We start from the raw sequence: 11,387 nt of genomic DNA, 5'->3' as shown, positions 1-11,387 counted from the left end.
GCGGCCACCGGCCCCTCCGCCGCGCCGGCCCGCACGGCCGGCAGCAGGAGAAGGCCGGCAAGGGCGATCGCCGCCAGCTTCCGGTCGGTCCGGCAGGTGATTCCGCGCATCGCGCCCGCTCCGCCTGATGTCGGCATCGAGTGATAGGCCGGGAAGCGGGCCGGCATGAAGCCGCCGGACCGCCGCCTTCTGCCGGCCACAGTGCCGGCGTGCTATCGGGGCGCTGTTCGGCCTGGCTTGGAGTGACGTCCTTGGCGCGTTTCCTGGTGACCGGCGGCGCCGGCTATGTGGGCAGCCACACGGTGCTGGCGCTGCTCGACCGCGGCGACGAGGTCGTGGTGCTGGACGACCTCTCCAAGGGCCATCGCGGCGCCGTGCCGGCGCGGGCGACGCTCGTGCAGGGGCGCTGCGACGATCCGCGCGCCGTCGCGGGCGCCTTCGCGCACGGTCCCTTCGAGGCGGTGCTGCATTTCGCCGCGCTGTCGCTGGTCGGCGAGAGCATGGCCCAGCCCATGCGCTACCTGCGGGAAAACCTCGCCGGCGTGACGGTGGTGCTGGAGGCCGCGGCCGGGCATGGCGTTCGCAAGTTCGTCCTGTCCTCCACCGCCGCGCTGTTCGGGTTCCCCGAGCGCATCCCGATCGACGAGGCGCAGCGGCTGGAGCCGGCCTCGGCCTATGGCGAGAGCAAGCTGCTCTGCGAGCGGGCGCTCGCCTGGGCGGAGAAAGTGCACGGCATCCGCTTCGCCGCGCTGCGCTACTTCAACGCCGCGGGCGCGGACCCGGCGGGCCGCGCGGGCGAGGACCACGACCCCGAGACGCATCTGATCCCGCTGGCGATCGGCGCGGCGCTCGGCCTGCGCCCGCCGCTGACCGTGTTCGGCGACGACTACGACACGCCGGACGGCACCTGCATCCGCGACTATGTCCATGTCACCGACCTGGCGGAGGCGCATCTGCGCGCGCTGGCGGTGCTGGACCACCGCTCGGTCCGCTACAACCTCGGCAACGGCACGGGCTATTCGGTGAAGCAGGTGCTGGAGACGGTGGCGCGGGTCGGCGGGCGGCCGGTGCCGCATGGCTACGGGCCGGGGGCGGGGGGGGGCCCCCGCCGGCGGGGGGGGGGGGGGGGGGCGCCCCGGGGGGCCCCCGCGGCCCTTGCCCGGGGGCCGGCCCCCGCGCCCGCCCCGGCGGCCGCTGGCGAATGTCGCGCTCGCTGGCGACTGGACCTTGCCCGACCTGCCCGCGACGATCGAGGCCGCGGTGCGCTCCGGCGAGACCGCGGCCGCCGTGCTGATGAGCGCGCCGCTGCCGAAGGAGCCCGCATGACACCTGCCGCTGCGCTGGCGGCGCTGCGCGCCGCCGCGGCGCGCGACGGGCGCCGGCCGCCGGCGCGCCGGCGCGACCTGCTGGCCCGCCTGGCCGCGGCGCTGCGCGATCGCGCCGAGGATTTCGTGGCCGCGCTGGACGCCGACTATGGCGGGCGCTCGCGCTACGACACGCTGCTGGCGGATGTGCTGATCGTCGCCGACGCCGCCATGTATTCGCGGCGCTGGCTGCGCTGGTGGGCGCGGCCGCGTCGTGCCTGGGTGCCCTATCCCTTCTGGCCGACCACGGCGGCCGAGGAGCCGGTGCCGAAGGGCGTCGTCGGCATCGTCGCGCCCTGGAACTACCCGGTGCAGCTCGCGCTCTGGCCGGTGGTGGACGCGATCGCCGCGGGCAACCGCGTCTGCGTGAAGCCGTCCGAGTTCGTGCCGCGCACCGCCGCGCTGATCGCGGCGGTGCTGGAGACGGCGCTCGGCCCGGACATCGCACGCTGCGTGCAGGGCGATGCCGAGGTCGCACGGGATTTCTGCGCGCAGCCATGGGACCACCTGATGTTCACCGGCGGCACCGCGACGGGCCGCAAGGTGGCCGAAGCGGCCGCGCGCAACCTGGTGCCCGTCACGCTCGAGCTCGGCGGGAAGTGCCCCTGCATCGTGCTGCCCGGCGCCGACCTGAATCGCGCCGCCCAGAGCATCCTGGCGGGGAAGGCGGTGAATGCGGGCCAGACCTGCATCGCGCCCGACACCGTGCTGCTCGTCGGCCACACGCCCGAGGCCTTCGCCGCCGCTTGCCGCGCCAGCGGCATCGCGTTGCCGGAAGGCGCCATCGCGTCGGATGCGCAGGCCGCGCGGCTGGATGCGCTCGCCGCAGGCGCGCGCCTCACACCGCTCGCCGCGGATGGCGCGGGACGGTGTCGCGCCATCGCGCTGGCGGAACCCGCGCCGGATTCGCCACTTGAACGGAACGAGATATTCGGACCGCTGCTGGCGGTGCAGACGGTCGCGGATCTCGATGCCGCCATCGCCTGGATCGCGTCGCGCCCTGCGCCCCTGGCCATCTATCTGTTCGGCGCGACGCGCGCGGAGGAAGCCGAAGTCGCATCGCGCACGCGCTCCGGCGCGCTGGTGACGGGGCGCGCGATCGAGTACGCGGCCTTTCCCTCGCTCGGCTTCGGCGGCGTCGGCGCCTCCGGCATGGGGCGCTATCACGGGCGCGCGGGCTTCCTGGAATTCTCCGACATGCGCGCCCGCGTGCGGCACGGGCGCTGGAGCCTCTCGCGCTTCTTCGACCTGCCGCGCAAGCCGATCGCGGCCAAGCTGACGAAGCAGCTGCTGCGCAAGTAGCGGGAGCGCCGCGCGGCGTTCGTCCTCAGGAGACCCGCTCGAAGTCCGGCAGCCTGAAGGTCTTGTTGTTGAACGCCTCGGTCGGGCCGTAGACGCGCATGGCGGGCAGCGGGCGTTTGCCCGCGGTCGGGATCCAGTTGGACTCCATGCCCTGCGGCGCGGTGCACGGCACGGCCACGGCCGCCTGGCTCTGGGCCACGGGCGCGATCGGGATCGCGGTGGCGCTCTCGGCCTATGACGAGGCGGTAGTGATGGCGGTCTTCACGGTGCTGATGCTCTAAGTTCTAACACCGGGCGCATGAAGGTTTCACCTTCATGCCCTCAAGCGCCGGCGCTTCGCTTGGCTCGTCATGCCGAAGGCATGCTTTCGCATGACGCCTATGCGGCGGGCCGCATTCGCGGCGTCACGCTGAAGGCGTGCCTCGGGCACGACGGCCGGCTACGCCGGCCGCAGGTCGGAACTTCGTGCGCCGCGTATAAGCAGGCTGAAGCCGGACAGCCATTCGAAGGGGTGATCGGCGGAGGCGCGGCAGCACTCTGAAGAGGGCGTCCGTTCAAACGCGCCGCAGCGAGCCTGATCCAAGTGCCCGTCGCCGTTGCACATACTCCGAGATCTCCGATACGGTCGCAGCCCGATGGACGAAGAAGCCAGCCACCCGAAAAACGCCCAAGAAGACAGCTCTCGGCGGGAGGGAGCGGACGCAGGAGGCGACTGATGACATCTATTGTCCAAAGAGAAATGATGATCGTTCCTCCGAATGAAGACCGCAAAACAAAAATCGCTATTCGTGAGGCAGAAATAAAGAATTTACCTGGATTCAAAGAAACAGAACATACAGAAGTTCTTTGGGGCGAAACACAATGTGTCATATTCAAGACAAAATTTGATTCTGGTTATGCAAGTCATTTTGTTGATGAAAAATCGCCATCTCTACCGCCTCATCCGAAAAAATACATCAGTGATTGCTTGGAAAAATGGGAGCCGGGGTGGGAGTGCGATCCGACCGATCGCGAGCAGTATGTTCAGGACCAGGACGGTACCGGCAGACTGGTCGGAAAATGCTTTGGCGTCACGCCACTTCAGTTGGCGCGGCATCTCCGCATAGACGCGTCTTGGATTGATGAGGCCGTCATGCGTGCAGCATTCGGACAAGCAGACAACGCGGCGGACGTTTACTATAGATCGCTGTTCCAAGAGCACGGTTTCGACAAGCTGATGTGGTGCCCCTTGGTCGCCATCGCGGTCGACGCCGCGATGATGTCGGGACCCGGGCGCGCGACCAAGATGCTGCAGGAACTGATCGGCACGGCCGCGGATGGGTCAATCGGGCCTCAGACCGTCGAAGCCCTCAGTCTTTACGTCGAGTCGCATGACATCATGGAGGCCTGCTCTCGGCTCGCTCTCATCCGCCAGCAATTCTACATCGGCATCTCTGGTGACGGGACGAAGAATGCGCGGTTCCGAGCAAAGTGGCTTGCTCGGGCCCGATGGGCTTCTCCGTTTGGGAACACAGAGAATTTCGGCGGATCGACAGGCCTCCGGGGAGTCATTGGCGGTATTGGTCGCGCAGTGCCCGCCGCGCCATCGGAAGACAGCGCAAGCGATTGGTGGACGCAGTGGAAGGATTGGAGGATGCCTTACCCCGCCGCATCGGCGAGCGCGACTGGCCTTTTGCCGCGGGTCGCCAAGTTGCCGCGGGTCAGCAAGGACGCATCCGGCAGCGAGGATCAGTCCATCGAAAATGAGCGCCCGTCGATGAGTGCCATGCTGAAAGCCGCCCGTTCCATCGCCCCGGAAATGCGCATGGTGGCACCGAACGATCCCAAGCCATGACAGGTCGTCCCTGTCCGATCCTGCCAACGCGCCTTGGTCGCAACCGGCGGACAGCGAAGCCGGCCAGGCACGTCAATGGGCGCGGCCGCGTAGGCGGCGAAGGTCGGCGCGTCCGTGCGCGCGCCGGCCGGTGAGGCCGGATCGGTCGCGGTCCGCGGGAAGCGGCAAGAAAGCCTTGGGCGCCTCAGGGCAACGGAGCCGCTTCGGGCGCTCTTGCGGGTCCGCATGGGTTCCGCAGGGACCAGCATTGCAAGATTGCGGAACAAGCGAATGATGGTCGAGCGCAATCAGACGTCGGGCTGTCTGGCGTTCCCGGCGGGATTCGGACCGTCATGCCGGAGGCATGCGAACGAGGCTCCGTGGGTTCGACGGCGGGACGGCTGAGATGCTGGTGTTCCCGGCGGGATTCGAACCCACGGCCCCCAGATTAGGAATCTGGTGCTCTATCCAGCTGAGCTACGGGAACCTGAAGGCGACATAGCACATCGCCGCCGCGCCGTCATGACGCGGGCAAAGGCGCCGTGTCGCGGCGGGCCGCGGTCAGGCCGGCCGGCGGGCCCGCAGCGCGGCGGCCAGCGTGCCCTCGTCCAGGACATCCAGCGCGCCGCCGAGCGGCACGCCCTGCGCCAGCCGCGTCACCGTCACGCCCGCGGGCCGCAGGCGATCGGTGACGTAATGCGCCGTCGCCGTGCCATCGACCGTGGCGGGCAGGGCCAGGATCACCTCCTCCACGCCGCCTGCCGCGATGCGCGACAGCAGCGGCCCGATCGCCAGATCCTCCGGCCCCACGCCGCCGAGCGGCGACAGCACGCCGCCCAGCACATGGTACAGCCCGCGATGGGCATGCGCGCGTTCCAGCGCCCAGAGATCGGCCACCCCCTCCACCACGCAGACCAGATGGCGGTCCCGCTGCGGATCGCGGCAGATGCCGCAGGGGCTCTGCGCATCGAGGTTGCCGCAGACCTCGCAGGGGCGCACGGCGCGCGCGGCCTCGGTCAGCGCCTCGGCCAGCGGCAGCATCGTCTCGGCGGGGCGCATCAGCATCCGCAGCACGGCGCGGCGCGCGCTGCGCCGGCCCATGCCGGGCGTCTTGGCCAGCAGGGCGATCAGGCGCTCGATCGGATCGTCGTTGTCCATGCGCCCTCAGGCGTGTTTCCGCCCCCAGGCGCCGTGCCGCGGCCTTGCCGCGGCGGGCGGCGCCAACCTGTGCAAGAGGGGCACGAATTCGGGGCCCCCGCGAAGACGCGAAGCGGCTTCTTGGGGATGATCAGAACGGCAGCTTCATGCCGCCAAGGCCCCCGAGGCCGCCGGGGATGTTGAGGCCGGCGGTGGCCTTCTGCATCTCCTCCGCCATGGTGGATTCCACCTTCTGCTTCGCATCCGCATGCGCGGCGACCAGCAGGTCCTCCAGCACCTCCTTCTCCTCGGCCGTCATCAGCGAGGGGTCGATCGCCACGCGCCGGAGGTCGCCCTTGCCGGACAGCGTCACCTTCACCATGCCGGCGCCGGAGGCGCCCTCGACCTCCATCGCCTCCAGCTTCGCCTGCATCTCCTGCATGCGCGCCTGCATCTGCTGCGCCTGCTTCAGCATGTTGCCGAGGTTCTTCATCGTGTCTCAGTCCTCCGGGGGGAATTCGTCGTCGAAGCCGGCCGGCTCCGCATCGGGCGGGGCGAAGTCGCGGCCGCCCTCTTCCGCCGCCGCGGGCGGCGGCAGGCCATAGGCGTCCAGCGCGCCGTCGCGCACCGCCTCGATCGTGGCGCCGGGGAAGGCCTGCAGCACCGCCTGCACCAGCGGATGGCTGCGCGCCAGCGCCAGCCGGTCCTGCTCCGCCGCGCGGCCCTGCTCGGCCAGCGTCGGCTCGCCGCCCGCCATCACCAGGCTGACGGTCCAGCGCGCGCCGGTCGCCTGCTGCAGCAGGCCGACAAGCTGCTGCGCCAGGTCGCGCGGCGCGTCCTGCCTCGGGCGCAGCTCGATCCGGCCGGGCGCGACATGCACGGGATGGACGCTGTGCACGAGATGCGCGTGCAGCAGCGGCTGCCGGCCCGAGGCCAGCGCCACCACCTCGCGCCAGGTCGTCGGCTGTGGCCGCGCTTCGGCCACCGGGGCCGGCGCGGCGGCGGCGGCCAGGGCGCCGCCACCGGCGATGGCGCGCAGCCCGCCGCCCCCCGCCCCGCCGCGGGGGCCGGGCGGGGCCGGCGCGGCGCCGCCCTGCTCGGTCAGGCGCCGCACCAGGTCGCCCGGCGTCGGCAACTCCGCGGCATGCGCCAGGCGGATCAGCACCATCTCCATCGCGGCGCGGCGGTCCACCCCGTCCTGCGCGACTTCCTGCGCACCCTTCAGCAGCATCTGCCAGGCGCGCGCGAGCACGGGGATGGCGAGCCTGTCGGCCAGCGCCGCGCCGCGCACCCGCTCGTCTTCCGTCAGGGCGGCGTCGTTGCGCAGCGCCGGGATGGTCTTGAGCCGCGAGAGCAGATGCGTCAGCGCCAGCAGGTCCGAGAGCACCACGCCGGGATCGGTGCCGCGTGCATGCGCCTCGGCCGAGAGATCGAGCGCGCGGGCGACGTCGCCGCCCATCAGCGCCTCCATCAGGCTGAGCGCGAGGCCGCGCTCCGCCAGGCCCAGCATCTCCTGCACGCCCTGCGCGGTGACGCCGGCGCCGCCGGCCAGCGCGATCGCCTGGTCCAGGATGGAGAGGCCGTCGCGCACCGAGCCATCGGCGGCGCGCGCGACCATCGCCAGCGCCTCCTCCTCCGCCGTCACCGCCTCGGCGGCGCAGATCTTCGCGAAATGCGCGCGGAGCTGCTCCTGCGGCACGCGGCGCAGGTGGAAGGTCTGGCAGCGCGAGAGGATGGTGGCCGGCACTTTCCTGAGCTCGGTCGTCGCCAGCATGAACTTGGCGTCCGGCGGCGGCTCCTCCAGCGTCTTGAGCAGGGCGTTGAAGGCGGGCTCGGTCAGCATGTGGACCTCGTCCAGCATGATGACCTTGAACCGCCCCTGGGAGGGGCGGAAGCGCAGCATGTCGCGCAGCTCCCGCACATCGTCGATGCCGCGGTTGGAGGCGGCGTCGAGCTCGATGTAGTCGGGGTGGCGGTCGGCCAGGATGGCGCGGCATTCCGGGCAGACGCCGCAGGGATCGGGCGTCGGGCCGCCCTTGCCGTCGGGGCCGATGCAGTTCAGCGCGCGGGCGATGATGCGCGCGGTCGTGGTCTTTCCCACGCCGCGCACGCCGGTGAGCATGAAGGCGTGGTGGACGCGGCCGTGCGCGAAGGCGTTGCGCAGGGTGCGCACCAGCGCCTCCTGCCCGATCAGGTCGTCGAAGGCGGTGGGGCGGTATTTGCGGGCGAGGACGCGATAGGGCGCGGCGGGCTCGGCCGAAAGGCTTGCGGCGGCGGGCGGCGGGGCGGCGGGGGCCGGGTCGCCGAACAGGCCGGGCCCGTCGGGCGCGGGGGGCTCCGGCAGGTCTTCGGGGACGGAATTGCCGAGGAGATCGCTGGCCATCGGTCCGGGATCGCTGGGGGGGCCGGTCGGGCCAGGGTGGGAAAAGGCCGGGTGGAAGGCCGGCGGGCGACCCGCGCGAGAACTCGTTACGGCTGCTTCCTTCCGGACCTGACCGGGTTGGCGAGGGGCACGTCCGTCGCCGACCTTCCGCCCCCAATATCGGGGTTCGGGCGTCCCGGGGCAATGGTCAGGGATGATCGTCCCGCAGGCTCGCGATCAGCGTCTCGGGCGCAAGTTCGGGGTCGAGCAGTTCGGCCAGGGTCAGTTGTGGCGCCTGCACCAGAGCCAGCGGCTCGCCCGGTACGTCGGCGCGGCGCGCAATCCGCAGCGCGTCGGCGTGGATCGAACCGAGGTCGAGCGCCTGCGCCATGCTCGGCGCGTAGCGGCGCCTTGCCTGGACCAGGAAGGTGACGATCTCGCTTGCCCAGTGCCGCACCGCCGGGTGGTCCGGCCAGCAAGCCGCCTTCATCGCATGCACCAGCGCCTGCAACAGCAGCGATTCCACGGCAAGAAGCTGGCTGCGCCCCACCTCCTCGATCTCCTCGATGACATTCGCCCAGTCGAGGTCGTTCACCCGCTCCCCGGCGGCGAGGCGGCGCAGGCGCTCGGCCTGGGCCTGGCTCCAGGCCAGGATGTCACGGTCATAGAGGTCGTCGGGCATGCTCGCCTCCGCTGGCCGAGAATAGCCGATCCCGGAAGTCTCCCGCCACGCCCGCGGTTGCCGGCCCCCGGGCCGCATGGCACATCACCCGGCGCATGCTCTCGATCCCCGCCAGCCGGCCCAACGCCTATACCGGCAGTCCCCTCGACCGCGCCGGCCACCTGCGCGAGGACGCGGACTGGATCCACCAGACCCTCGCCGACCCCGAGACCCTATTCGCCCCGGTCTGGCGCAGCCGCAACCTGATGAAGGGCGTGGAGGACGGCCATCCCGAGGCCGTGCTGCTCACCGCCGAGGCCGCCGAGGCCGTGCGCATGCAGGACGGCCCCTGGGCCTTCCTCGGCCTGTGGGAGAAGCGGCCGGTCTTTGCCGTGGACTGCTCCGCCGCCGAGGACCCGCTGCCGCTGCTGCCCGAGGGCATGGGCAGCTTCGCCGATCTCCGCCAGGTGGCGGGGCTGCTGCCGCCCGGCGAGGCCAGCGTGCTGGCGCATGCCCGCGGCATGATGCACTGGCGCACGCGGCACCGCTTCTGCGGGGCCTGCGGCGCGCCCTGTTCGCCGCGCAGCGCCGGCCATGCGATGGTCTGCACCGGCTGCAACACGCAGCATTTCCCGCGCACCGACCCCGCCGTGATCATGCTGGTGGTGCGCGGCGACCGCTGCCTGCTCGGCCATTCGCACCGCTTCCCGAACGTCACGATGTACTCGACCCTCGCCGGCTTCGTGGAGCCGGGCGAGAGCTTCGAGGAGGCCGTGCGGCGCGAGGTGATGGAGGAAGCGGGCGTGGCGGTGGGGCAGGTCGCCTATCATTCCTCCCAGCCCTGGCCCTTCCCGTCCTCGATCATGATCGGCTTCCACGCCGAGGGCCTGACCGAGGCGATCCGCATCGACCCGGAGGAGTTGAAGGACGCGCGCTGGTTCTCCCGCGCGGAGCTGCGCGACCACCAGGCGCTCGGCTTCTCCCTGCCGCGGGTGGATTCCATCGCGCGCCGGCTCATCGAGGACTGGCTGGAGGCCGGGGCATGAGGCGCGCAAGCCTGCTCGCGCTGGCCCTGCCGGTGCTGCTGCTCGCCGGCTGCGGCCGGACGCCGGAGGAGCGCCAGGTTGCGGCGGAGCTGCCGAACAACCCGGCCGTGGCGGAGTGCCGGGAGGAAGCGCGGCGCGCGCCCGCCGTGCGCGACACCTGGCGGCAATGGAACTCGACCGACCGGACGCAGCAGGACCGGCTGACCGCGGCAGCCACCGTGGCCGAATCCAACGCCTTCGACGCCTGCCTCCGACGCCGCGGCGTGATCCGCGGCGGCGGGGTGGAGCGCGTCCGCCCGCAGGGCTTCTACTGGTAGCGCCTGCCTTCTTGCACGGCCGCCGCGTCAGTTCCCCTCGCGCTGCGCCAGCCGGTAGGGGTGCGCGGGATAGGTCCCGAGGATGCGGAGATCGGCCGAGAAGAAGGCCAGTTCCTCCAGCGCCCGCGCCAGGGCCGGCTCATCGGGCTTGCCGTCCACATCGGCCAGGAACTGCGTCGCGGTGAAGGCGCCGTTGACCATGTAGCTTTCCAGCTTGGTCATGTTCACGCCGTTGGTGGCGAAGCCGCCGAGCGCCTTGTAGAGCGCGGCGGGGATGTTGCGGACGCGGAAGACGAAGCTGGTCACCCAGGCTTTCCCGCCGTTGGGGCCCTCGCCATAGGGCGGGGCGAGGGGCGCGCGGGCCATGACGTAGAAGCGCGTGGTGTTGTGCGCCTCATCCTCGACATTGCGGCGCAGGATCTCGAGGCCGTAGACCTCGGCCGCCAGCTCGCTGGCGATCGCGGCATCCTCGACGCCGCCGCGCTCGGCGATCAGCTTGGCGGCGCCGGCGGTGTCGGCCTCGATCACCGCCTGCAGGTCGAGCTCCTTCAGGACCCGCAGCACCTGGCCGAGCGCCATCGGATGGCTGTGCGCGCGCTTCAGCGTGGCGATGCTCGCGCCCTTGGGTGCCAGCAGGCAGTGCTCCACGCGCTCGAAATGCTCGCCGACCACATGCAGGCCGGACTCCGGCAGCAGGCGGTGGATATCCGGCACGCGGCCGGCCAGCGAGTTCTCGCAGGGCAGCATCGCCAGCGCGGCCTGCCCTTCCCGCACCGCCTGCATCGCCGCCTCGAAGGAGGGACAGGGCAGGGTGCTCCAGCCCGGATAGGCGTGGCGACAGGACAGATCGGAATAGGCGCCGGGCACGCCCTGGAAGGCGATGATCTGCGCGGCTTCCGGCGAAGCGGTCTGGCGCGGGGCGGCGGCGGTGCTGTCCATTTCTGTCCTGCGGGCAGTGGGCGGCAATGCGGCCGCGCGTTCGGCGGGCGGGCGGGTTGTCGAGTTTTCCCGCCGCCTCTATGTTCCGCGCGGTTTTACGGCACGTTGGCCTCGGCGCAAGCCTGCCGGCGCGGGCCGGCCTGCGGCTCCGCCAGGCGCGGTGCCCGCCTGCGGCCGGTCGGCGCTCGGGCCACGTTCGGGAAGGGTGGCATCCGGGATGAGTCTGGAATTCAACAAGGCCGCGGCCGCGGTGCTGACCGCGGGCATCACCTTCATGCTCGCGGGTCTGGTCGGGAAGTTCCTGGTCTCGCCGCCGCACCAATATGAGGCCGCGATCGCCACCGGCGCGCCGCCGCCGGCCGCGCCCCCGGCCGCGCCCGCCCCCCCCCCGCCCCCGCCCCGCGGGGCCGCCCGCCCCCCCGCCCCCCCCCCCCCCCCCCCGGCCC

Annotated in this window: 11 protein-coding genes, 1 tRNA gene, 1 other RNA gene and 1 pseudogene; 6 read left to right on the top strand and 8 right to left on the bottom strand. The window is 71.6% G+C overall.

Going from position 1 to position 11,387, the window contains the following annotated elements:
• Positions 1-251 precede the first annotated feature (251 nt).
• Positions 252-2,666, top strand: coding sequence for a UDP-glucose 4-epimerase GalE (gene galE / locus AC1MIR_RS08740; RefSeq protein ID WP_480027788.1), 2,415 nt, complete (start codon positions 252-254; stop codon positions 2,664-2,666).
• Positions 2,667-2,691: 25 nt separating this feature from the next.
• On the opposite strand, the gene AC1MIR_RS08735 is transcribed toward galE, so the two are convergent.
• On the bottom strand, positions 2,692-2,814 hold the full coding sequence (locus AC1MIR_RS08735) for a hypothetical protein (protein WP_480027787.1): 123 nt from the start codon (positions 2,812-2,814) through the stop codon (positions 2,692-2,694).
• On the opposite strand from AC1MIR_RS08735, the gene AC1MIR_RS08730 reads away from it, so the two are divergent.
• Both AC1MIR_RS08730 and AC1MIR_RS08725 read left to right on the top strand, forming a co-directional pair.
• On the top strand, positions 2,804-2,947 hold the full coding sequence (locus AC1MIR_RS08730) for a hypothetical protein (protein WP_480027786.1): 144 nt from the start codon (positions 2,804-2,806) through the stop codon (positions 2,945-2,947). The genes AC1MIR_RS08735 and AC1MIR_RS08730 overlap by 11 nt on opposite strands.
• A 434-nt stretch (positions 2,948-3,381) precedes the next feature.
• A complete protein-coding gene (locus tag AC1MIR_RS08725) occupies positions 3,382-4,500 on the top strand; it encodes a putative peptidoglycan-binding domain-containing protein (RefSeq protein ID WP_480027785.1) in 1,119 nt (372 codons plus the stop codon).
• A gap of 389 nt (positions 4,501-4,889) precedes the next feature.
• Here AC1MIR_RS08725 and AC1MIR_RS08720 read toward each other — a convergent pair.
• The 6 genes from AC1MIR_RS08720 to AC1MIR_RS08695 all read right to left on the bottom strand — a co-directional run bounded on the left by AC1MIR_RS08720 (position 4,890) and on the right by AC1MIR_RS08695 (position 8,660).
• A tRNA-Arg gene (locus tag AC1MIR_RS08720) sits at positions 4,890-4,966 on the bottom strand.
• A gap of 74 nt (positions 4,967-5,040) precedes the next feature.
• Positions 5,041-5,637 (bottom strand): recombination mediator RecR, encoded by a 597-nt coding sequence (gene recR / locus AC1MIR_RS08715; protein ID WP_480027784.1) that lies wholly within the window; start codon positions 5,635-5,637, stop codon positions 5,041-5,043.
• Positions 5,638-5,767: 130 nt separating this feature from the next.
• Positions 5,768-6,109, bottom strand: a complete 342-nt coding sequence (locus tag AC1MIR_RS08710) for a YbaB/EbfC family nucleoid-associated protein (protein WP_480027783.1) — start codon at positions 6,107-6,109, stop codon at positions 5,768-5,770.
• Positions 6,110-6,115: 6 nt separating this feature from the next.
• Complete coding sequence (locus AC1MIR_RS08705) at positions 6,116-7,999, bottom strand: DNA polymerase III subunit gamma/tau (protein WP_480027782.1); 1,884 nt, start codon at positions 7,997-7,999, stop codon at positions 6,116-6,118.
• A 50-nt stretch (positions 8,000-8,049) separates the two neighbouring features.
• An RNA gene (ffs, locus tag AC1MIR_RS08700) (signal recognition particle sRNA small type) lies at positions 8,050-8,148 on the bottom strand.
• Positions 8,149-8,186: 38 nt separating this feature from the next.
• On the bottom strand, positions 8,187-8,660 hold the full coding sequence (locus AC1MIR_RS08695; RefSeq protein ID WP_480027781.1) for a DUF29 domain-containing protein: 474 nt from the start codon (positions 8,658-8,660) through the stop codon (positions 8,187-8,189).
• Positions 8,661-8,755: 95 nt separating this feature from the next.
• Here AC1MIR_RS08695 and nudC point away from each other — a divergent pair, with 95 nt between their 5' ends.
• On the top strand, positions 8,756-9,685 hold the full coding sequence (nudC, locus tag AC1MIR_RS08690; protein WP_480027780.1) for an NAD(+) diphosphatase: 930 nt from the start codon (positions 8,756-8,758) through the stop codon (positions 9,683-9,685).
• The gene (locus AC1MIR_RS08685) at positions 9,682-10,002 is read left to right on the top strand and encodes a hypothetical protein (RefSeq protein WP_480027779.1); all 321 of its coding nucleotides are present in this window, start codon (positions 9,682-9,684) and stop codon (positions 10,000-10,002) included. Before nudC ends, AC1MIR_RS08685 begins: the two co-directional genes overlap by 4 nt.
• 27 nt (positions 10,003-10,029) lie before the next feature.
• Here AC1MIR_RS08685 and AC1MIR_RS08680 read toward each other — a convergent pair whose 3' ends face one another.
• A complete protein-coding gene (locus AC1MIR_RS08680; protein WP_480027778.1) occupies positions 10,030-10,941 on the bottom strand; it encodes a prephenate dehydratase in 912 nt (303 codons plus the stop codon).
• Positions 10,942-11,158: 217 nt separating this feature from the next.
• Between AC1MIR_RS08680 and AC1MIR_RS08675 the strand changes: the two are divergent.
• Positions 11,159-11,387 (top strand): annotated as a pseudogene (locus AC1MIR_RS08675) (hypothetical protein); the annotation flags it as partial.

The organism is Falsiroseomonas sp. RANM36 (assembly GCF_056682175.1).
The sequence above is the reverse complement of the archived record's forward strand: the minus strand, read 5'-3'. Positions and strand labels throughout refer to the sequence as shown.

Coding starts and splice junctions, on each gene's coding strand:
- AC1MIR_RS08710 (WP_480027783.1), bottom strand. CDS start 6,109: ATGAAGAACCTCGGCAACATGCTGAAGCAGGCGCAGCAGATGCAGGCG.
- AC1MIR_RS08735 (WP_480027787.1), bottom strand. CDS start 2,814: ATGGAGTCCAACTGGATCCCGACCGCGGGCAAACGCCCGCTGCCCGCC.
- recR (WP_480027784.1), bottom strand. CDS start 5,637: ATGGACAACGACGATCCGATCGAGCGCCTGATCGCCCTGCTGGCCAAG.
- AC1MIR_RS08685 (WP_480027779.1), top strand. CDS start 9,682: ATGAGGCGCGCAAGCCTGCTCGCGCTGGCCCTGCCGGTGCTGCTGCTC.
- AC1MIR_RS08725 (WP_480027785.1), top strand. CDS start 3,382: ATGACATCTATTGTCCAAAGAGAAATGATGATCGTTCCTCCGAATGAA.
- AC1MIR_RS08695 (WP_480027781.1), bottom strand. CDS start 8,660: ATGCCCGACGACCTCTATGACCGTGACATCCTGGCCTGGAGCCAGGCC.
- AC1MIR_RS08680 (WP_480027778.1), bottom strand. CDS start 10,941: ATGGACAGCACCGCCGCCGCCCCGCGCCAGACCGCTTCGCCGGAAGCC.
- AC1MIR_RS08705 (WP_480027782.1), bottom strand. CDS start 7,999: ATGGCCAGCGATCTCCTCGGCAATTCCGTCCCCGAAGACCTGCCGGAG.
- nudC (WP_480027780.1), top strand. CDS start 8,756: ATGCTCTCGATCCCCGCCAGCCGGCCCAACGCCTATACCGGCAGTCCC.